The 21,468-nt window shown below is 71.4% G+C and carries 13 protein-coding genes; 7 read left to right on the forward strand and 6 right to left on the reverse strand.

What is annotated here, in order from left to right; translation table 11 throughout:
• Positions 1 to 173 precede the first annotated feature (173 nt).
• From OV090_RS00130 to OV090_RS00145, 4 genes are all read left to right on the forward strand, one after another.
• Entirely contained in the window at positions 174 to 2,195 is a 2,022-nt protein-coding gene (locus OV090_RS00130; RefSeq protein WP_267701381.1) for an endonuclease, read from the forward strand.
• On the forward strand, positions 2,192 to 3,958 hold the full coding sequence (locus OV090_RS00135) for a S8 family serine peptidase (protein WP_267701382.1): 1,767 nt from the start codon (positions 2,192 to 2,194) through the stop codon (positions 3,956 to 3,958). Before OV090_RS00130 ends, OV090_RS00135 begins: the two co-directional genes overlap by 4 nt.
• Before the next feature lie 175 nt (positions 3,959 to 4,133).
• Entirely contained in the window at positions 4,134 to 5,969 is a 1,836-nt protein-coding gene (locus OV090_RS00140; RefSeq protein ID WP_267701383.1) for a DNA/RNA non-specific endonuclease, read from the forward strand.
• Between the two features lie 101 nt (positions 5,970 to 6,070).
• Positions 6,071 to 7,144 (forward strand): serine protease, encoded by a 1,074-nt coding sequence (locus OV090_RS00145; protein WP_267701384.1) that lies wholly within the window; start codon positions 6,071 to 6,073, stop codon positions 7,142 to 7,144.
• Between the two features lie 16 nt (positions 7,145 to 7,160).
• On the opposite strand, the gene OV090_RS00150 is transcribed toward OV090_RS00145, so the two are convergent.
• From OV090_RS00150 to OV090_RS00160, 3 genes are read right to left on the reverse strand one after another with little or no spacing between them, the layout of a single operon-like run.
• Complete coding sequence (locus tag OV090_RS00150; RefSeq protein WP_267701385.1) at positions 7,161 to 9,512, reverse strand: germacradienol/geosmin synthase; 2,352 nt, start codon at positions 9,510 to 9,512, stop codon at positions 7,161 to 7,163.
• A gap of 2 nt (positions 9,513 to 9,514) precedes the next feature.
• The gene (locus OV090_RS00155; protein ID WP_267701386.1) at positions 9,515 to 10,912 is read right to left on the reverse strand and encodes a family 2B encapsulin nanocompartment shell protein; all 1,398 of its coding nucleotides are present in this window, start codon (positions 10,910 to 10,912) and stop codon (positions 9,515 to 9,517) included.
• A gap of 33 nt (positions 10,913 to 10,945) precedes the next feature.
• The gene (locus OV090_RS00160) at positions 10,946 to 12,343 is read right to left on the reverse strand and encodes a family 2B encapsulin nanocompartment shell protein (protein WP_267701387.1); all 1,398 of its coding nucleotides are present in this window, start codon (positions 12,341 to 12,343) and stop codon (positions 10,946 to 10,948) included.
• Between the two features lie 482 nt (positions 12,344 to 12,825).
• Here OV090_RS00160 and OV090_RS00165 point away from each other — a divergent pair, with 482 nt between their 5' ends.
• Together OV090_RS00165 and OV090_RS00170 are read left to right on the forward strand one after the other, a co-directional pair.
• Entirely contained in the window at positions 12,826 to 14,430 is a 1,605-nt protein-coding gene (locus tag OV090_RS00165) for a mechanosensitive ion channel family protein (RefSeq protein WP_267701388.1), read from the forward strand.
• Between the two features lie 235 nt (positions 14,431 to 14,665).
• Positions 14,666 to 15,658: a hypothetical protein gene (locus OV090_RS00170; RefSeq protein ID WP_267701389.1), complete on the forward strand. Its 993-nt coding sequence runs from the start codon at positions 14,666 to 14,668 to the stop codon at positions 15,656 to 15,658.
• A gap of 118 nt (positions 15,659 to 15,776) precedes the next feature.
• On the opposite strand, the gene OV090_RS00175 is transcribed toward OV090_RS00170, so the two are convergent.
• Both OV090_RS00175 and OV090_RS00180 read right to left on the reverse strand, forming a co-directional pair.
• Positions 15,777 to 17,822: a DUF4215 domain-containing protein gene (locus OV090_RS00175; protein WP_267701390.1), complete on the reverse strand. Its 2,046-nt coding sequence runs from the start codon at positions 17,820 to 17,822 to the stop codon at positions 15,777 to 15,779.
• Positions 17,823 to 18,131: 309 nt separating this feature from the next.
• Complete coding sequence (locus OV090_RS00180; protein WP_267701391.1) at positions 18,132 to 19,013, reverse strand: peptidoglycan-binding domain-containing protein; 882 nt, start codon at positions 19,011 to 19,013, stop codon at positions 18,132 to 18,134.
• Between the two features lie 246 nt (positions 19,014 to 19,259).
• On the opposite strand from OV090_RS00180, the gene OV090_RS00185 reads away from it, so the two are divergent.
• Complete coding sequence (locus OV090_RS00185) at positions 19,260 to 20,099, forward strand: hypothetical protein (protein WP_267701392.1); 840 nt, start codon at positions 19,260 to 19,262, stop codon at positions 20,097 to 20,099.
• Positions 20,100 to 20,155: 56 nt separating this feature from the next.
• On the opposite strand, the gene ada is transcribed toward OV090_RS00185, so the two are convergent.
• A complete protein-coding gene (ada, locus tag OV090_RS00190; RefSeq protein ID WP_267701393.1) occupies positions 20,156 to 21,229 on the reverse strand; it encodes a bifunctional DNA-binding transcriptional regulator/O6-methylguanine-DNA methyltransferase Ada in 1,074 nt (357 codons plus the stop codon).
• Positions 21,230 to 21,468 lie beyond the last annotated feature (239 nt).

Below are 21,468 nucleotides of genomic sequence, written 5' to 3' on the forward strand. Positions count from 1 at the left end.
GGCGCGCGTTCCCCGGACCGCCGCCCGCGCAGCCGACGAACACGGTTCAATCGCCGGCCGCTGGCAATCGTCACAGCGGGAGCGCTGAGGGCTTTTCTTCGCCGCGCCCGCGTGGTCTGCTCGGGGCCTCTATGGTCGCACCCGAACGCCTCCGCGCCTATGCGGAATCTCTGTTGCCGCGGACCGAGCTCGAATCCAGCGGCACAATCGACGGTATCACCGAAGGCGCCGCCCAGTGGTTCGGCCTCGACGCGCGGCAGACCGAGCAGGTCCGCACCACCGCCATCCGGTGGGTCCAGCGCGCCCCGCTCGATCCTGCCGATCTGAATTGCCTCGAGGCGATCATTTTGCCCAAGGAGCGGCCCGTCGCCGACCTCGCCGACGGCCGAATCGTCGCACTGCCGCGCGGCGAGTTCTTCGACCTCTATGACGACAGCGTCCTGCGCGCGCGGATCGAGGCCTGCCTGCCCGCGATCGGCCGCATCGAGCTGCCCGCCAACCTCTCCGTCCCGTACGGCGGCACCGGCTTCGTGGTCGGCGACGGCCTCGTCATGACCAATCGCCACGTCGCCCAGTTGTTCGCCAGCGGCGTCGGGCGCCGGCGCCTGCGCTTCCTCCCCGGCCAGACAGTCGGCTTCGATCCGCGGCACGAGCAGCCCGACGAGCCGGACGGCCCGACCTACGCGGTGACCGAGCTCGTCCTGATCCACCCGTACTGGGACGTGGCCCTGCTGCGCGTCGACGGCCTGCGGGTCGCGCCGCTGCAGCTCGCGGTCGACGACGTCGGGGCGCAGCGGCGCGTCGCGGTCGTCGGCTATCCCGGCTTCGACGCGCGCAACGACTTCGAGATCCAGCACCGCGTGTTCCGCGGCCGCTACAACCTCAAGCGCCTCGCCCCCGGCTACTTCGGCGGGCGCCGCTCCGTCATCAGCTTCGGCCGCACCGTCTCGGCCGCGCTTCACGACTCCTCGACCCTCGGCGGCTGCTCGGGCGCCGCCATCCTCGACGTCGTCACCGGCCACGTCCTCGGCCTCCACTTCGGCGGCGTCTACCTCGATCGCAACTTCGCGGTCCCGGCCGCCGAGCTCGCGTGGGACCCGCGGGTCGTCGACGCCGGAGTCGCGTTCGCCGGCGCGCCGAGGCGAGGCGACCTACCGTCCGAGTGGAGCGCCGCGTGGAACGACGTCGAGGAGCTCCTGCCGCCCGCGCCCGCGCCTGCGCCCGGCCCCCAGATCGCCGCGATCGACCTCCCCGCCCAGACCCTGCGCCTCACCGTGCCGATCGAGATCACGGTGCGGCTCGGCCAACCACTCGCCCCGGATGCCACCCTTTCGGCGTCCCCGGCGACCGAGTCGCCTCCCATCATTCCCCCCGAGCTGCGCCAGCTCGTCGCCGCCGCGCGAGGTCGCCGCTATTACGACGCCGGCCAGGACGCGGTCGACCGCGACAAGTATTACGCCGACGTCGTCCACGACGTCTGCTACGAGACGCTCTCCGCCCTGGTCGCGGCCACCCACCTCGAGACCCCGTCCTACGATCCCAGCCGGCAGGTCTATCCGTGGGTCGACCTGCGGCCCGACCTCCGCCTGGCCTCGATCTACTCCGACGCGACCTTCACCCCCGAGCAGCTGATCGCCGCCGACGCCCGCATCGACGCCGAACGCCGGGCCCGCCGGGCCCAGACGCTGGCCAGTCGGAAGTTCGCCTCCTTCACCGACGTCGACGCCGCGATCGAGGCCGAGCTGCCGTACAACTGCGAGCACGTCGTCCCGCAGAGCTGGTTCCGCAAGCGCGAGCCGATGCGCGGCGACCTGCACCACTTGTTCGCCTGCGACGTGCATTGCAACGCCCTGCGCGCCGACCGCTCCTACTACGATTTCGCCGACGACGCCCCCCTGCCTCCCTGCGGGATGGGCGACGGCCCGCACTTCGAGCCGGGCCGCGGCCACGGCCCGGTCGCGCGCGCCACCCTCTATTTCCTGGTCCGCTACCCCGGCGAGATCGACGCCCCGCACGAGCTCACCCCCGAGCAGCTCAAGCTGCTCAAGCAATGGTCCAAGGAGGATCCGCCCGGGCAGTACGAGCGCCACCGCAATCAGGCCATCTTCGCGGTGCAGGGCAACCGCAACCCCTTCATCGATCATCCGCAGTGGGTCGACCTCGTCGACTTCGCGCTCGGACTGGGGGCCCCGTGAACGCGCCCAGGAGCCCCGGCATCGTCGTCGAGCTCACCGTCGCCAGCGCGGCCGAGGCCACGGCCGCGGTCGAGCGCGCAGTCGCTGCGATCGGCCTCGAAGCCCGCGGCTGGCGCGTCACCGGCCCCGTCGACGCCGGCGAGCCGCGGCGCCTGATCGAGGTCCTCGCGCCCGCCGACACCGACATGCGACGCGGCTGGAACGCCGCCCACGCCCTCACCGCCGAGCTGGCCGCGCAGCCCGAATTCGCGGCGGTCGCCGAGGCCGAGCTCGACCACGAGCTGACCGAGATCGACGCTCGCAACGCCGGCGAATGGCACGAGGGCGCCGTCACCGATCTGTTCGCCGACCTCCCGCCGGGCTGGCACCTCCCCGAGCTCCACGCCGACCTCGCCTGGCAGCACAGCAGCGGCGCGGGCGTGCGGATCGGTCACCCCGACAGCGGCACCACCGCGCACCCCAGCCTCGCCGGCGCCGCGGTCCTGCACGCGCAGGGCCTCAACCTGATGGAGCCCGGCAGCCCGCCGATCGACCCCCTCCATCCGTTCGGTCAGCCCGGCCACGGCACCTCGACCAGCAGCCTCATGGTCGGGCGCGAGCACGCGCCGCACCGCGTCGTCGGCCTCGCGCCCGCGGTCGAGGTCGTGCCCATTCGCGTCACCGACTCGGTGGTCATCCTGACCTGGCACGCGCGCCTGGCCCGGGCCATCGACCACGCGGTCCTGCGCGGCTGTCACATCATTTCGCTCAGCCTCGGCGGCCTGCCCGGCGCCCGCCTGCGCCGCGCGATCGAACGGGCCCACGCGCGCGGCGTCATCGTCGTCGCCGCCGCCGGCAACTTCGTGCAATTCGTGGTCTGGCCCGCCGCCTATCCCGAGGCGCTGGCGATTGCTGCCACCGGTCCCGAAGGACAGGCGTGGTCCGGCTCGTCGAAGGGCGCCAGCGTGGCGCTGTCGGCCCCGGGGCACCGGGTCGTCGTCGCCGACTGGCAGGACGGCGATCCGGTGACCGGCCCGAGCAGCGGCACCTCCTACGCGACCGCCTTGGTCGCCTCGGCCGCCGCGCTGTGGCTGGCCCTGCACGGACCGGCCGCGCTGCGAGAGCGCTACCCCGGCGCCGCCCTGCCACGAGCGTTCCGCCGCGTGCTCACCGGCATGGCCCGCCCCGCCGTCGATCCCGGCCCGTTCCCCGTCGCGTGGTTCGGCGCCGGCCTGCTCGACTGCGCGGCCCTGCTGCAGGCCCCGCTGCCGGTCGGCGAGGAGGCCATTTTCCTCGGTTCGCCGTCCGCCAGCCCCGAATCGATGCTCGTCGACGCAGCGCTGCCCCTCGCCTACGCGCGCGAGGTTCGGTCCGAACCCCTCGAGGCCGCCGCGCCGGCGGAGCTGGCTCGCAGCGTCGAACAGCGGGTCCGCGCCGGCGTGTCCGCGCTGTTCGGCGCCCGCGAGGACCTGACCCTCGCCCCGCCCGGCCTCGGCGTCGAGGTGTTGCAGCAATTCGTCGTCGACCACGCCTATCGGAGCGCGCTGGTCGACGCGCTGCTCGGGCGCTCGCAGCTCCCGGCCGTCCCGCGCAGCGCCTCGATGGCCCTGCGCCGGCGGATCGCCGACGCGACCCCGCCCGCTCCACGCCCGCGCCGACGCGTGCAGGTCGTGGCCGCACCCGCGCCTGCGCCGGCCGCCGACTGCGAGACCCTGCGAATCGTCGTACCGATCACCATCGAGGTCCAGATCGGCGCTCCCGCCAGTTCGCACGATTCAGAGTGAATCCCCGCGGCGGCGCGCGTTCCGCCCGCCGCCGCGGCGATGGAGCGACGCTCCATCCATTTGCCCCTATACCCATTACACGCTCGTGACAGCGACGCTCGGCGCCTTGTCGCCCCCTGTCGCGACCACTATCGTCTCGGCGAACTTGGAGATCTTTGTGAAACATCGTGATGAAATGTTGCGAGAGTTGATGCGCGCCCCGATCTATCCGGCGGTCGCGCGAGCCTTCGCCGCCGAGGCCGTGCGCGCCAAGCAGCCGCTCACCCGCGGCGGCACGGACGTGACGCGCGAGAGGATCGGCGACGCCGGCTGGTACCTCACCGCCGCCGGGCAAGAGAAGATCATCGAGCTCGGCTATCCGTCGCTGCTGATCCGCAACGGCACCTTCGAGCTGCCGGCGATCCCGGAGTACGCGACGCCGATGCGGCTCCACCGGCCGCAGCTCGAGGCGGCCATCCGCGCCGTCGGTCGCGTCGAGCTCGAAGTCGGCGGCCGCACTCGAGCCGTCGGCACCGCGGTGGTCTTGCACGGCAGCAAGCTCTGGCTCGTCACCAACCGCCACGTCGCCGACATCTTCGCGCAGCGGGTCGACGGTCGCCCCGTGCTCGCCACCCACGATCCGAGCGGGCAGCCGCTGCGGGTCCAGGTCGACTTCCTAGAGGAGGCAGGGTCGGTCCGCTCGTCGACGATCGTCATCGAGGCCCTTTATTACGACCCGGACGTCATGTCGCCGGACGTCGCCCTGCTGATCCCGGCCGCCGGGGCGCAGCTGCCCGAGGCCGTGCTCGTCGACGAGCAGGAGCCGGGCGTGGGCACCCTCGTCGCCGCCATCGGCTACCCCGGCAACGACATCGGCGAGCGCGATCAGGCCGCGCTCGCCGAGCTGTTCGCCGGCACCCTGGAGAAGAAGCGGATCGCCCCCGGCTTCGTGATCGCCCGCGAGCCCGCCACGTTCCCCGGCGAGCTCACCCTGCAGCACAGCTGCTCGACTCTGGCCGGCTCCTCGGGCTCGCTCCTGCTCGACGTCGTGCGCGGCCGCGCCGTCGGCCTGCACTTCTCCGGCATGTCGCAGTTCGCCAACTACGCCGTCCGCGGCCGGGCCGTGCTCGACGCGGTCGCCCGTCTGGTCGGCAGCGACGTCCCCGAGCTGCGCGCCCCGCCCGAGGCGCCGATCGAGGAGGTCGTGCTCGAAGCGAGCGCGCTGGCCGGGCGCCGCGGCTACGACCCCGAGTTCCTGCCCGGCGCAGCGATCGCCCTGCCGAAGCCGACCGGCGACCTCGCCGGCCAGGTGCTCGTCATCGACGACAGCGGCGCCACCGTCCTCGACTACACCCACTTCTCTCTGGTCATGCACGCCACGCGGCGGCTCGCGGTCTTCACCGCGGTCAACATCGACGGCGCGCGGCTGACCCGCATCGGCCGCAGCGACAAGTGGTTCATCGACGGACGGATCCCGCGCGACGCTCAGACCGGCGAGTGGCTGTACGCGAAGAACGCCCTCGACCGCGGCCACCTGGTGCGCCGCCTCGACCCGTGCTGGGGCGACGACCGCGAGGTCCAGCAGGCCAACGACGACACCTTCTTCTTCACCAATTGCTCGCCGCAGCACCAGGACTTCAACCAGGGCCTGTGGAACCGCCTCGAGGACCACGTCCTCGATCACGCCAGGGTCGAGCGCGATCGCCTGCTCGTCTTCACCGGCCCGGTGCTCGACGACGAGGATCCGGTGTACCGCGGCGTCCAGCTGCCGCAGGCGTTCTGGAAGCTGGTCGCGTGGCAGCGCGGCGCCACCGTCCACGCAGTCGCGTTCGTCCTCAGCCAGGCCGACCTCGTCGAGCACTTCCTCGAGGCGCTCGGCGACGGCTGGCACACCTATCAGGTCGGCGTCGCCGACATCACTGCGCTGACCGGCCTCGACTTCGGCGCGCTCGCCCAGGCAGTCGAGCCCGCGCTGGACGAATCGGGCCGGCGGCGGCCGATCCGGGCGCTCTCCGAGATCGCCCTGGGCTGACCTGGCCGCCCCCACGCCCGCGCCGCGCGTTGCTATACTCGCCGGACTTTCTTCGCGGAGTATCCATGCGACGACAACGGTTGGAGCACCTATTGCGCAGTATGTTCAGCGCCGACGAGCTGCGGCGATTCTTGCGGTATCGATATGACGACGCAGTCACGGAGTCCCTGCCGGGCCCGACCAGCTCGCTCGCGCTGATGGTGGAGACCGTCTGCGAGCTGCTCGAGCGCCACAGCCTCGTCGATCGGGCCTTCTTCGCCGGCCTGCGCGAGGAGCGGCCGCGCCGCAGCGGCGAGATCGACGCGGTCGAGGCGCTGTGGGCCGCGCCGCCGGAGTCCGTCAAGCCGTTCGCGTGGAGCTCGCCCGAACAGCTGGCGAAGATCCAGCTCGAGGCCCTGCCGACCCACCGCGATCACACCGTCTCCGCCCGCTTCCTCGTCCGCGGCGCCGAGGCGGCCAGATCGGTGGCCAAGGTGCTCGTCCACCGCCACTTCGGCGACAAGCCGCGCTACCGCAGCGACGAGAGCCCCGAGCACTCGACGGGCACCGGCTGGCTCATCGCCCCGAACCTGTGCATCACCAACCACCACGTGATCGCCGCCCGCCACGGCGGCGAGCCCGACGTCTCGCCCGGCGACTTCGACCGCCAGGCACGCAGCACCACCCTGCAGTTCGACTACCTCGCACCCGACGCGAAGTTCGAGTCGGTGCAGGCGATCGAGTCGGTCGCCGCCGACGCCGACCTCGACTTCGCGCTGCTGCGCCTGCCCGCCGGCAAGCGCCCGCCGCTGCGCCTGCGCAAGCAGCTGCTCGAGCGCACCCGCGAGACCCCGCTGCAGGAGTGCGTCAACGTGCTGCAGCACCCCGGCGGCGCGCCGATGCGGATCGGCCTGCGCAACAACTTCGTCGTCCACGGCGACAGCAACTGGCTCAGCTACCTGACCGACACCCGCGAGGGCGCGTCCGGCTCGCCCGTGTGCGACGACGACTGGGGCGTCGTCGCCCTGCACCGCGGGTGCCGCGAGCTCAAAGGTCAGACGATCAAGCTCGACAGCGTCCTCGTGCGCACCGAGAACTACGGCGTGCAGCTGCTCGCGGTGCTCGAGCGGCTGCGCCGCCACGCGCCCGCGATCTTCCAGGAGATCGAGGCGGCCCAGGCGGCGCTGCCGCGCTGAGCCGCCGAATAGCTCCTCAGCCCGCGGTGAACAGCCCCGCGAGCGCGCGGGGCATCGCCGCCATCACCCCGCGCACCAGCGCGGCCGGTCCGAGCGCCTTGGCCCGGTGGCGCTGCAGCTCGGCCTCCGGGTAGCGGCGCGAGATGTGGTGCCAGTCGAGGATCCCGGCCATCCAGTCCTTCAGGCCCTCGATGTAGGCGTCGAGCGCCTGGCGGGCCTCGGCGTCGAGGTCGAGGTCCGCGATCATCGGCGGCACGTCGTGCGCCAGCACGTGCTGGAACTGCTCCATGCGCGACGTCATCAGCTTGTTCGCCGCCTCGACCGCCTCCTCGCGCGACAGATCGAGGAACGACTGCAGCACCAGCACGATGTTGTGAAGCTCGCCCTCGTACTCGATCTCCTTCTGGTACGAGAAGATGTCGTTGGTGAAGCAGGCGTAGTCCTGGGCCGAGACCTCGAGCCAGCGCAGCGGGCGGGAGTTCAGCGCCTCGGGCGGGATCCCTTCGCCCTTGGTGATCCGCGCCAGGTTCATCGTCATGTCGGAGCCGAAGGTCGCGCGCCGCATCTCGACGTAGTCGACGGGATCGGGGATCCGGTGCTGCGTCTGGTTCATCAGCTCCCACAACCAGCTGTCGGTCATGTCCTCGACGCTCTTGCGGAAGCTGGCGCGCTGGCTCGGCCCCAGCGGGCCGGCGGTGCGCTGCCACAGGTCGGCGAGGCCGGCCTCGAGCGGGTTCTGCGGCGGCGGCATCGGCTCGCCGTCGAGCGGCATGAACAGCGACAGGCGATCGTTCTGCAGCTTGGCCGCCGCGAAGTTGCGCTGGTTGCCGAACACCAGCGGGAAGTAATCGTCGCCGTAGGTGCCCCACGTCAGCCACGCCGACGACACGTCGAGCTCGTCGCCGGTCGCGTCGGGGTGGATGCGCGCCGCGCACTCGGCGAAGTCGTAGCCGGCCAGGCGATCCTCGTCCCAGACGCACGCGCCCGGCACCCCGGGCACCTCCGCGAGCATCCCGGTCGCCCGCGCGTAGTCGATGCAGTGCTGCTTGGCGCGCGCCAGGTTGCCGTTCACCCGCGCCTTGTAGGGCATGTAGAACTCGGGCAGCTTCGTCGGCCCGACCGGCTGGAACAGCAGGTGCGAGTGGTTCTTGACCCGCTTGAGGCCGAGCGCCGACGGCGACAGCGTCAGCCGCACGCCCGAGGTGCCGAGGCCGGTCGGCCCGCGGAGCACCCGCTCGATCAGCGTCGCCGCGCGGCTGGCCGCGTCGTCGCGCTCACCACGGGCGAGGCGGCGCTCGGTGCCGACGCGGAAGTGGGTCTGCAGCGCCGCCGGGACGGACAGCTCGACCGTCGGCGAGGACGCCCCGCCCTCGCCGCCGCCGTTCATGTAGCGGCTCGAGCGCATGTGCCACTCGTGGCCGCCCGACTGCCAGTCCTGCAGGCCCTTGACGTAGAGGAACACCCCCTGGCGCTCGAGCGGGTCGAGCCCGTACTCCTCGAACAGCGGCGGCAGCTCGACGAAGGTGGTGTTCTCGAACTGCTGCAGCCGCGACGTCAGCAGGTCGTTGGTGATCTCGGCCGCGCGCTGGGTCGGCACCTCGAAGAAGCGCTCGACGACCAGCACGCAGTTGGCGTTCTCGCCCTCGCGTTCGACCTCGCGCTGGTACGAGAACAGGTCGTTGCGCAGGTGGACGGCGTCGCTGAACGTGTCCTTGAGGACCCGCAGCGGCCGCGTCTCGGCGATCCGCGCCGGGATCTCGGCCCCGACCGCGTGCTCGACCAGGCCGGCCGACCACGGCGCGCCGCCGACCTTGCGCCGCATCTCGATGTACTCGATCGGGTTCGAGACCCGCGCCTGGCGGATGTTGCCGAGCTCCCACAGCGACTCCTCGAGCAGGTGCTGGGTCGCCACGTGGAAGCGTCGCCGCCAGTCGGCCGACGTCGTCGGCGTGGTCCGGCGCCACAGGTCGAGCAGCCCCGCCTCGACGGGGTTCGTCGGCTCGGGGATCGGCGTCGTCAGGTCGACCGGCATGAACGCCGGCAGGCGCGCCAGGTACTCCTTCGCGCCGGCCATGTCGCGGGTCTTCTTGTAGACCTCGAGGAAGTGGTCGTCGAAGAAGAACACCCACACGTACCAGTCCGTGATGAGGTCGAGCTCCTGGCCCGAGCAGTCCGGATGGGTGTAGGCGCACAGCAGCGCGTAGTCGTGGTTGTCGAGGTCCTCCTCGGTCCACACGCCGGTGTCGATCATCTCCATCGCGTAGGCCCACTCCTTGGTGTGCCGGCGCGCGCCTTCGAGGTGGGGATTGATCCGCGCCGGATGCGGCATGTAGAAGTCCGGCAACTGGAACGGCTGCTTCTGCGTCATGGCTACTCCTGGCGACCGATCGCCACGTCCTCGAGCATGCCGAGCGCGTCGGGCACCAGCACCGCCGCCGAGAAGTAGGCGGTGACGAGGTACTCGTGGATCGCTCGGTCGTCGACGCCGATCGAGCGCACCGACAGGCTCGGCTCGACCTCGTCGGGGATCCCGGTCTGGTGCAGCCCGATCACGCCCTGCGAGTCGGCGCCGACGCGCATCGCCAGGATCGAGCTGGTGCCCTCGGGTGTGATCGGGATCTTGTCGCTCGGCACGATCGGCACCCCGCGCCACGCGATCGTCGCGCTGCCCTCGAGGCTCACCGTCTGCGGATAGATCCCGCGGCTCGTGCACTCGCGGCCGATCGCCGCGATCGTGCGCGGGTGGGCCAGGAAGAACCGCGTCGAGCGGCGACGGCACAGCAGCTCGTCGAGATCCTCGGGCGTCGGCGGCCCGCTGCGAGTCGGGATCCGCTGCTTGAGGTCGACGTTGTGCAGCAGCCCGAACTCGCGGTTGTTGAGGAGCTCGTGCTCCTGCTGCTCGCGCACCGCCGCGATCGTCAGGCGCAGCTGCTCGCGCGTCTGATCCATCGGCTCATTGTAGATGTCGGCCACGCGCGTGTGTACGCGCAAGATCGTCTGGACCAGCGAGAGCTCGTACTCGCGCGGCCTCAGCTCGTAGTCGACGAAGCTGATCGGCAGCGTCACCTCGCCCGCGTGGCCAGCGGACATGGCGATCGCCTGCTGGCCGCTCTTGTCCTGCGGCTGCTTGCGCTGGCGCGCGAACGCCTCGACGTGCGCCTGCAACGCCGGGGAGTCCTCGATCGCCCGCGTCAGCGCCTGCTCCGACAGCGTCAGGACGATGCAGCGCGTGAGCGCCTTGACCGTGAACGGCCAGGCGTCGCCGCGCGCGACCAGGCCCTCGTCGCCGAAGTGGTCGCCGTCGACCAGCACGCCGAGGATCAGCGGGTCGTCGTACTTGCCGACGCCGAGCTTGTGGGCCTTGCCGTGCGCGAGCAGCACCACCTGATCGGCGGGCGCGCCGCCCGCGACGATGATCTCGCCGGCGGCGACCTCGCGCTGGACGAAGCGGTCGGCCAGCGCGGTCAGCACCGCGTCGTCCTCGAACCCGCGCAGCAGCGGCAGCTCGGTCAGCTCGCGCGGGATCACCTGCACGCGCGAGCCGACGCTGGTAAAGCCGACCCGGCCGTCGCCGACCGCGTAGGTCAGGCGACGATTGACGCGGTAGGTCCCGCCGGGCACGTCGACCCACGGGAGCAGGCGCAGCAGCCAGCGCGGGCTGATGCCCGCCATCTGCGGCGCCGACTTGGTGGTCGTCGCCAGGTTGCGAGCCGCCGCCGTGGCGAGGCTCGTCTGCGCGTGGTCTCTCGGGGTCGAAGCGTCCGTCATGATCCAGGCTCCTGTAGCTGCGCTAGCGCCGACTCAGCGGCCGATCTCCGCGTCCTCGAGCACCGCCAGCGCGTCGGGCACCAGCACGGCGGCCGAGTAGTAGGCGCTGACGAGGTACGAGATGATCGCCTTCTCGTTGATGCCCATGAAGCGGACCGACAGGCTCGGCTCGACCTCGTCGGGGATGCCCGGCTGGTGCAGGCCGATGACGCCCTGGTTCTTCTCGCCGGCGCGCAGCAGGATGATCGAGCTGGTGCGGGTGTCGGTCACCGGGATCTTGTTGCACGGCAGGATCGGCACGCCGCGCCAGGCCGGGATGTGGTGGCCGGCGAACTCGACGGGGTGCGGGTAGATGCCGCGCTTGCTGCACTCCTGGCCGAAGGCCGCGATGGTGCGCGGGTGGGCCAGGAACGCCGTCGGCTCCTTCCACACCAGCGCCAGCAGCTCGTCGAGGTCGTCCGGGGTCGGCGGGCCGGAGCGGGTGTGGATGCGCTGCTTGAGGTCGGCGTTGTGCAGCAGGCCGAACTCGGGGCTGTTGATCATCTCGTGCTCTTGCCGCTCGCGCAGCGCCTCGATGGTCAGGCGCAGCTGCTGCTGCGTCTGGTTCATCGGCTCGTTGTACAGGTCGGCCACGCGGCTGTGGATCTGCAGCACGGTCTGGGCCACGCTGAGCTCGTACTCCCGCGGCGCCAGCTCGTAGTCGACGAACGTGCCGGGCAGCACGACCTCGCCGCGGTGGCCGGACGACAGCGCGATCTCGGCCTCGCCCTGGTGGCTCTGCGGCTTGCTGCGGGCGGCCTTGAACTTCTCGACCTGGGCGCGCAGCGCCGGCGACTGCTCGACCGCGGCGGCCAGCGCCTTCTCGGGCAAGGTCAGCGCGATCACGCGGGTGACGGCCTTGACCGTGTAGCCCCAGGTGTCGTTCTCCTCGATCAGGTTCTGGTCGCCGAAGTGGGCGCCGTCGGCGAGCACGCCGAGCACCGTCTCGTCGCCGTACTTGCCGGTGCCGAGCTTGTTGACCTTGCCGTGGGCGATGAGGAACACCTGGTCGGCCGGCTTGCCCGCCTCGACCAGCACCTCGCCGGCCTTGTACTCGCGCTGCACGAACTTGCCGGCGAGGGCGGCCAGCGCCTCGACGTCGTCGAACCCGCGCAGCAGCGGCAGCTCGGTCAGCTCCTGCGGCACCACCGACACCTTGGCGCCGACGTTGGTGAAGCTCAGGCGGCCGTCGCCGACCGCGTAGCTGAGCCGGCGGTTGACGCGGTAGACGCCGCCCGCGGCGCGCACCCACGGTAGCAGCTTGAGCAGCCACCGCGAGCTGATTCCTTGCATCTGCGGCTCCGACTTGGTCGTCGTCGCCAAATTCCGCGCTGCTGCGGTCGTCAGGCTGGTCTGCTGCGCGTGATCACCGGGATTCTGTCCATTCGTCATGACGTACCTCGAGGTTGCTAGAAAACTGCGACGATTGACCCGCACCGCCGAATCGGTGCGCGCTCCCCGGAGATCGTCCACCAGGGCGCTCGCTATTCGATGGCTACAAGAACCGTACGGGCTCGTGACATTTCCGCGGCGTCCGTATTCGCGCGCGGAGTCGCGTGATTGAACTGGTCGGGGTGAGCTACTACCGACTCAACATTACGATGTCAACGACAAACGCCCGGCGCGGATGCGAGCCCCGCGGACTCACGAATATTCTGACGCAACGTCGACGTGTGTGACGAAATTGGCTGCTGGGCGCCCAAAGGCGCTCGCTGGGCGCCCAGCGGGCGCCCACCGGTAAGGCCCTGGTCACGGGCAACAATGCGCGTTGCACATGTCGTTCTTTTCATGTTCTCCATGGATTGCCCGTAAGCAATCGGTGTACATGATGGGTCTCGACGGGGTCGCGGCCGACGATCAAGACTGACGGACCGATGTCCGCCACCATGCTGCTGAACAACGCGCTCATTTTCGGCGCGGCCCTCCTCCTCGTCATCGTCGCGTCGCTGATCGTCTCGCGGCAGTCGGGGCGCCTGCTGCGGGTGGCGCTGCGTTTCGTCCGCGCGCCCGACCACGAGGCGCTGGCGGCGAACCTGGCGAGCCGGGTCTCGCGGGCCATCGTCGTCGTCGCCACCGTGGTCGCCATCGCCCTGATCTGCGCCGGCGTGTCGCTGACGATGTACGAGATCGACTGCGGGCCGCAGCTGTGGGCCTGGGCCGAGGCGTCGCTCCTCCGCGATCCGATGGCGGTGGTGTGGCAGGTCCTGAAGCTGCTGGGCGTCGTCGCCGGGGCCTTCGTCGTCTACCGCTTCGTCCGCGTCGTCGCCCTCTACTTGATCGCCGGCCTGCGCCGCAACGCCTCGTTCGCCCACCACGACGCGCAGCTCGCCACCTTGCTCGAGCGCCTGCTCGTCACCCTGCGCTGGGGCATCGCCCTCGCGGCCGCGAACCTGTGCTTCGCCCTCGCGCCGCCGCCGGAGCCGGTGGTGCGGGCGCTCGAGACTGTCACGATCGTCGTGCTCGGCGTGCTGATCGCCCGGACCATGATCGTCATCGCCCACCTCGCGGTCGACGTCGTGTTTCAGTTCGCCCGCGGGCGCGAGGGCCACCGCACCCTGCGCTACGTCGGCCGCCTCGAGCACCTCGCCGGCATCACCAAGCGCACGCTCGACTACTTCTTCTTCGTCGGCGCGGCCACCTGGATCTTCGATCAGATCAACCCCGGCGGGCGGTTGTCCGAGTTCGGCCTGATCGGCATCCGCATCATCGCCCTGGTGTACGCCGGCCGGGTGCTGATCGAGGTGTTCGAGCTGTTCGTGCGCGAGCTGCTGCTGGCCGACCCGGAGAAGCGCAGCGAGGCCGAGAACCAGCAGCGCCTCACCCTCGTCCCGGTCGCCAGCAGCATCTTGCGCTACGCCATCTACTTCTGCATGACCGTCATGGCCCTGCAGGAGCTCGGCGTCGACACCTCGCCGATCCTCGCCGGCGCCGGCCTGCTCGGCCTGGCCGTCGGCCTCGGCGCGCAGGCGTTCGTCGGCGACGTCGTGTCCGGCTTCTTCATCCTGTTCGAGGGCCTGTTCCTGGTCGGCGACCGCGTCACCGTCGGCGACGTCGTCGGCAACGTCGAGGAGATCGGGGTCCGCGTGCTCAAGATCCGCGACGAGGCCGGGGTGCTCCACTGCATCCCCAACGGCGAGGTGCGCAGCATCGCCAACCACGCGCGCCTCTACGTCAACGCGCTGGTCGAGTTCCGCCTGCCCTACGCCGCCGACGTGAACGGCGTGATCGCCGGCCTCAAGGCCCACCTGACCGAGTTCCGGCCGCGCTGCCCCGACATCCTCGACGACCCCGAATTCGTCGTCCAGGATCTGCAGGACACCGGCGTCCTCGTCCGCTGCGTCGCCCGCGTCAAGCCCGGCCGCGACGACGCCACCTGCGAGCTGCTGCGCGCCGAGCTGCTGACCGCCCTGGTGGCCGCCGGCGTCGCGCCGCAGGCCAGCCACGTCGTCGTCCTGCACAACGTCCCGGCCCCGCGCTGACGCCGAGCGCCGCGCGCGTCGGCACGGCGACACCGGTGAGGGCCGTCCCCCCCGCGTCGCCGGCTCGGCCGTCCGCGGCGCGAGCGAGCCGGTGCGCGTCGACGAACCGCGAGGCCTCGCGCCCGGTCGCGTCGCGGCCACGGATGACATGTCTCGAGAGACAGCAGGTGGATTCCCCTGCCTCTCGGCGACGCCCCGCTTGTCACCCGCGCGGGCCGTCCCGTAGCATCCGCCGATGCGTTTAGCTTACCGCCACGCCTTCCCCGTCCTCGCCACCGCCGCCCTGCTCGCCTGCGGCCCCAAAGACCCCGGCAGCACCGACACTGCCACCGCCGGCACCACGACCGACGGCACCACGACCGCCGCGACCACCGCGCCGACCGACGGCACCACCACCGGCCCCACCACGGGGCCGATGAACGAGCCGGAGCACACCCGCCCCTCGACCGAGGAGCAGCTCTGCATCGATCTGTGCACCAACCTGAGCGAGCGCGGGTCGGCCGATTGCTCGCGCACCGACTACACCTGCTACGAATGGTGCATGGTCGGCTTCCAGTTCGAGGAGGAGTGCCGGGCCGAGATGCGCGCCGCTCGCCGCTGCGAGGCCGAGGCGACCGCCTTCGACGAGGTGTGGGCGTGCGAGAGCCCCGAGTGCGGCTCCGTGTACGCCGCCTACGACGTCTGCCGCGGCTTTTGCTCGCACCTCGGTGGCAACCCGTCGAGCGGCAGCTCGCCCAATGAGTGCGAGTACGGCAGCGACTGCCTCGACGATCGTTCGTACGACATGCAGTGCGCCACCGGAGACGCGCCGCTGTGCACCTGCCGGATCGACGGCGCCGAGGTCGGCACCTGCCAGCTCCCCTTCGGCCTCGACTCGGACGCTTGCAGCACCATCGAGCTGTTCGACGGCTGCTGCAACGAGTTCTTCCTGCCCGTCCTGCAGCCCGCGACTATCGACGAGCCGATCCCCGGCGAGCCCGAGGCCGGCGGCACGGCGTCGCCGGGCGACACGTGCGCGCTGGTCGGCCTCCACCTCGCCTGCGAGCAGGACGGCGTGGCCGGCCGGACCTTCTGCGACGACATCGACGGCAGCGTGCGCTTCGGCCCGTGCATCGCCGCGCCGGACTGCGACCTGCTGGCCCTGGCGTGCGACGGCAGCTGCCAGCTGATCGACGGCGTGCCGACGTGGGTGACGGAGGATTGCATGGAAGGCACCTCCTCCGGCTGACCGTCGGCGCGGCCCGGCGCCGGATGTCCCTCGTGACATGTACCGAGAGCCATCCAGCGCAGTCACGCCCCGGACGGCCCCCGGAACACCTGTCCCGAGAGCCATCCGGCTGCTTCGCTCACTGGCACGGGCAGATCGAGCGCCGGCTGCCCGCGCCGCAGGCGATCCCGACCTGGTCCATGTTGTTGAGGTGCTCGTTCGGGCACCCGGCGTAGGTCGAGCAGTACATCGACCCGACCAGCGGCGTGTTGGTGTGATCGCCGGCGTCGTCCTCGAGGCAGGCGTAGGTCCAGCTGTTCATCGCGATGCTGGCGAGGCCGAACGCCGAGGCCAGCGCCTGGCACTCCGGCTGCGTGTCCTGGGCCGCGAACCACACGTTCGGGTCGGGCACCGGGGTCAGCCCGTAGAACGCGCACACGGCGTTACACGGCTGGCCGCAGGCGGTCGGGTTGTAGCACCAGTTGAGCCCGTTGACGGCCTTGCAGGTGGTCCCGCAGCCGGGGTTGCAGCCGTCGTTGGGGATATTGTTGCCGTCGTCGCAGGTCTCGCCGATACCCGGCTGCACGAAACCGTCGCCGCACTTGGCCGGCGCGCAGGCGTTGGTGCAGCCGTCGGTGTTGCTGGCGTTGCCGTCGTCGCACTGCTCGCCCGGCTGCACGAAGCCGTCGCCGCAGGCCGCGTTCTTGCACGTGTTGGTGCACGCGTCGTTGTTGTTCTGGTTGGCGTCGTCGCACTGCTCGGTCGGGGCCACGAAGCCGTCGCCGCACGCCGCGTTCTGGCACGCCAGAGTGCACAGGCCCTGGTTGCTGTTGAGCAGGCCGAGGTCGCACTGCTCGCCGGCCTGCACGAAGCCGTCGCCGCAGGAGGCGGGCTTGCAGACGTTGGTGCACGCGTCGGCGTTGCTCTGGTTGCCGTCGTCGCAGCCCTCGCCGGGGCCGACGAAGCCGTCGCCGCACACGTTCAGGGTGCAGTTGGCCTTGCACGCGTTGCCGTTGGCGTTGTTCGGCCCGTCGTCGCACTGCTCGACGTTGGCCTGGACCAGCCCGTCGCCGCACTCGGCGTCCTTGCAGCCGGCGGTGCAGACGCCCGAGTCGCTGTTGCCGGGCCCGAGGTCGCACTCCTCGCCGACGCTCGGCGACTCGAAGCCGTCGCCGCAGGCCGGCAGCTTGCACACGTCGGTGCAGCCGTCGTCGTTGTCGCCGTCCTTGCCGTCGTCGCAGTCCTCGTTCGGGTCGACGATCGCGTTGCCGCAGCCCTCGAGCTTGCACGTCGGCGAGCAGCCGTCGCCGGACATCATGTTGCCGTCGTCGCACTCCTCGTCCGGGCCCTTGTCGACGTCGCCGCACACGTTGAGCAGGCACATCGCGTTGCACACCGCGCCGGGCCCGTTGTTGGCGCCCTCGTCGCACTCCTCGATGCCGGTCTGGGCGAAGCCGTCGCCGCACACGTTCTCCTTGCACTCGAGGGTGCAGGCGCCGGTGTTGCTGTTGTCGGGCCCGGCGTCGCAGCCCTCGTCCGGCCCGACGAAGCCGTCGCCGCAGGCGGCCAGAGTGCAATTGTTGGTACAGGCGTCGGTGTTGTCCTGATTGCCGTCGTCGCAGGCCTCCGTCGGCGCGACGATGCCGTCGCCGCAGCTGGCCAGCGCGCAGCTGTTGGTACAGTCGTCGTCGTCGACCTGATTGCCGTCGTCGCAGCCCTCGCCCGGCCCGACCACGCCGTCGCCGCAGCTCGCCTGCGTGCAATCCGACTTGCAGCTGTTCATGTCGCCGTTCATCGCCCCGTTGTCGCACGCCTCGTCGGGGCCCGGGTCGCCGTCGCCGCAGACATTGACGGCACACTGAGCGTTGCAGCTCTTGCCTGGGCCATTGTCGGCACCGTCGTCGCACGCCTCGCCGTCGTCGATCTGGCCGTCACCACATTCCGGATCGGGTTCACCCGTCGTCCCGGTCGTGGTATTCGACGTGCCTGTCGGCACCATCATCGTCGTCGTCGGCGTCCCGGTCGTCGTCGTCCCGGTCGTCGGATCGGGCGCCGTGGTGCCCGTCTCCGTCCCCGTCGACGTCGCCGACCCGTTCGACGTCTCGGTGGTCGTCGCGTCCGTTTCGCCACAGCCCACCACCATGAGGACGAACGCCCCCAATGTCCCAAGCCAGCTCCGCTTCATTCCTGAAATCCTCCGGGAGCCACTCTAGAGGTCATAGTTCGGCCGGAGACGCTCCACGGATGGAGGCTCGAGGTCCGCGCTCGAGGACGGCCCACCGGCGCAACTCCGCGCCGACCGACCGGGGAGCGCGCGCGCGCAAAGCGACGTTCGCGGACGCATGACCGCCCCCCGCCGCGGCACGTCCGCACTCGAGAATGCTCGCGTTCGCAGCGGGGCCTGCGGTGCCATCATTGCATACACGGCGAGCGCCGGCGCCGGAGATCCCGCGACAAGCTCAGCCGCCGCGGCGCCACCGCCGAGCGCGATCGATTACGCCAACTCGAAGTCTCTCACGTGATTCCAGGTGAACGGCTTCTGCGTGCTGTTGTACCAATCCCACCACACCGCCGCGCCGTCAGGCGGCGCGATCGCTGCGTGCAGCGCCGTCAATTGCGCGGCCGTCTTGCCGAACGTCGGGCACGCCGGGATCACGCGCGAGAAGCCGAGCTCCCGGTAGACGGCGATCGATCGCTGCGGATACCCGGACCCCTGATTGTTGTCGATGTCGTAGATCTGCGGCACCGCGAAGTCGACCCCGGTGAACGCTGCCCACGGGAACCGCGGGAAGTTCCACGGCGCGCCGTACGACGTGAACCCCACCGCCAGCCCGGCCGCGCGCGCGGCCGGCAACAGCGCTGCCATCAATCGCGGCGCCGCCTCCGGCGCGTCCAGATAGGGCGCCTCGGCGTCGACGAGCACCCCGCTGGCCCCGCAGCTCGTCGCCGACGCCAGCAGCACCTCGACGAATTCCGCCTCGCGGCCCGGCCACGGAAATCCCCACACCCAGCAGGCGTGCCCCGCCGCGCGCAGCGCCCTGGCGTGCCCGAGGAAGCCGGTCCACCGGCTGCTCTTCTTGTCCGCGTATTGCCAGATGCCCTGGAACGCCAGCCAGCGCAGCCCCGTCTGCTCCACCCGGGCCAGCATGGCCTCGATCGAGCCGACGTGCTTGACCGAGCGGACGAACATCCCCTTGCCGCGCGGCAACCCGACCGGCTCGCGCAGCAGCGCGTCCAAGGCCGCGCGCGTCCGCGGACCGACGATTCCGTCGATCGCCAGACCGTGGTCGGCCTGGACCGCCCGGACCCCGCGATCGAGCAAGAACAGCACCTCACGCAGCGACAAATCGAGGCTCTCGGCCCGCACAGTCACCATCGCACGCCCACCCTTCTTCGCCTATTTCGCCAGAGTACGCGCCCGGGCACCGGCGTTCAACTCGGCCCCGCGGCCCGCGGCGAAGCCCGCCGATCGGGGCCCTTTTCACGAGACCCGCAATGCGCGCACCAGGGTGCCACGATAAACCCGCTGCTGCGCACCGGCGGGGCCCCGAGGCGCCCGCGCCCGTCGCGGTTCCGATCGCAGTCCGGACCTGGAGGCGGTACCGCCGCTAGGCTCTCGCTCATGACGCGGACGAACTCGATATTCCGGCGCCTCGCCCCGCTCACCCTCGCCCTCGCGTGCGAGGCCGCCGGCGGCACCCGCTCGACCGACCAGCCGCTGGACGACGTCGACGACGGCGAGCCGGCCGGCATCAGCGAGTCGTCCGGCCCTGGCCCGACCGGGCCCGGGCACGACGTCGGCCCCGGCCCGGCGTTTCAGTGCGACCCCTGGCAGCAGGACTGTCCCCCAGGCCAGAAGTGCAACCTCTACAGCCTCGACGGCGACCCCACGCTCGACGGCGCCAAGTGCGTGCCGCTCGACGAGAGCCCCGCGCAGGTCGGCGAGCTGTGCCTCGCCGAGGACGGCTACGGCGCCGGCCCCGACGACTGCGACGCCGGCCTGTTGTGCTGGAACGTGATCCCCAGCGGACAGGGCGTGTGCGTCCAGGTCTGCGACGGCCAGGCCGCCACCCCGCAGTGTCCCGAGAGCCAGCTCTGTACCAAGGGCTTCGGCGACTACCACTACAAGTGCCTGCACACCTGCAACCCGCTGGCGCAGGACTGCATCGAGGGCGAGATGTGCGCCGCGGGCGACGCGGGCTTCGTCTGCGCCCCCGACGTCTCCGGCGAGGGCGGCCACATCTACGACGCCTGTACCGCCGCCAACGACTGCGATCGCGGCCTCATGTGCTCCCCGTCCGAGGCCGCGCCGATGTGCCAGGCGAGCCCCGAAGGCGGCTGCTGCCTGCCCTACTGCGAGCTCGGCGGCGTCTGCCCCGACGGCCTCGAGTGCTACGACTTCGAGGCTTGGAACGAGCCGCCCGAGCTGATCGACGTCGGCGCGTGCGGCCTCGTCCCATGACCTTCAAGACATGTCCTATCAGACATGTCCCGAAGACCACGCAGAACGGCCCCGGCTCACGCGCTCGCTTCGCGGTCGAGCAGCTTGCGCTTGCGCTCGACGCCCCAGCGGTAGCCCGACAGGCCGCCGTCGCGCTGGACCACGCGGTGGCACGGGATCACCACCGCCAGCGCGTTCGCGGCGCAGGCCTGCGCGACCGCCCGCACCGAGCGCGGCGCTCCGATCCGCTCGGCGATGTCGGCGTAGCAGACCGTCGCCCCGGCCGGGATGGCGCGCAGCGCCTGCCACACGCGCTGCTGGAACGCGGTGCCGCGGACGTCGAGCGGCAGGTCGAGGCCGAGCCCCGGCGCCTCGACGAACGCGACCACCGACGCCACCTGGCGCTCGAACTCGGGGTCGCCGCCGATCAGCTCGGCGCGCGGGAACCGGTCCTGCAGGTCGCGCACCAGTTTGTCCGGGTCGTCGCCCAGCAGGATCGCACACACCCCGCGCTCGCTGGCGGCGACGAGGATCGATCCGAGCGAGCACTCGCCGACGGCGAAGCGGATCGCAGTGGCCGCCCCGCCGGCGCGGTAGGCCGACGGCGTCATCCCGAGCACCTGCTCCGCGCGCGCGTAGAAGCGGCCGCCCGAGCCGTAGCCCGCGCCGTAGATGGCCTCCGTGACCGTGCTGCCGCGCCCCAGCTCCTCGCGCAGCCGCGCGTCGCGCCGGGCCGCCGCGTAGGCGCGCGGCGTCAGGCCGGTGATGGCCTTGAAGATCCGGTGGACGTGGTACGCGCTGAGGCCCGCGTGCGCCGCCAGGGCCGTCAGCCGCGGCGCCCGCTCGGCGTCTTCGATGTAGCGACACAGCGCGGCCACCATCTCCGCGTGCAGCTCGGCCTGCGACAGCCCGCCCGGCTTGCACCGCTTGCAAGCGCGGAACCCGGCGGCCTCGGCCTCGGCAACCGTGGCGTGGAAGGCCACGTTCTCCGGCCGCGGCGTCCGCGAGGCGCACGACGGCCGGCAGTACACGCCCGTCGTCACGACCGAGTAGAAGAACCTGTCGTCGGCGGCCGGATCGGCCGCCACCACGGCCGCCCAGCGAGGATCGCTGACGACGGCTGCCGCGCGCGTTGCGGACTTGGTGGACATGGCGCTCGTGCTCCTGTGCTCCGGCGGATCCGCCCGCCGCTTCCGTCACGCTAGCCGCTCCACCGGCCCGAGGCACTCCGGGTCTTGCTGTCGCATTCGCCTGCGCGCGGACGACGCCGGAGACGCCGCATTCGCCGACCTCGCCGCGCGGTCACCTGGCGCAACGGACATGTCGCCTGCCTCGCGCGCGGCGCCCGCCCGCCGCGGTTGCGCCGGCCCGGGCCATCGCGCATCCTGCA

This window comes from Nannocystis sp. RBIL2 (assembly GCF_026626745.1).
Taxonomy (GTDB): Bacteria; Myxococcota_A; Polyangia; order Nannocystales; family Nannocystaceae; genus Nannocystis.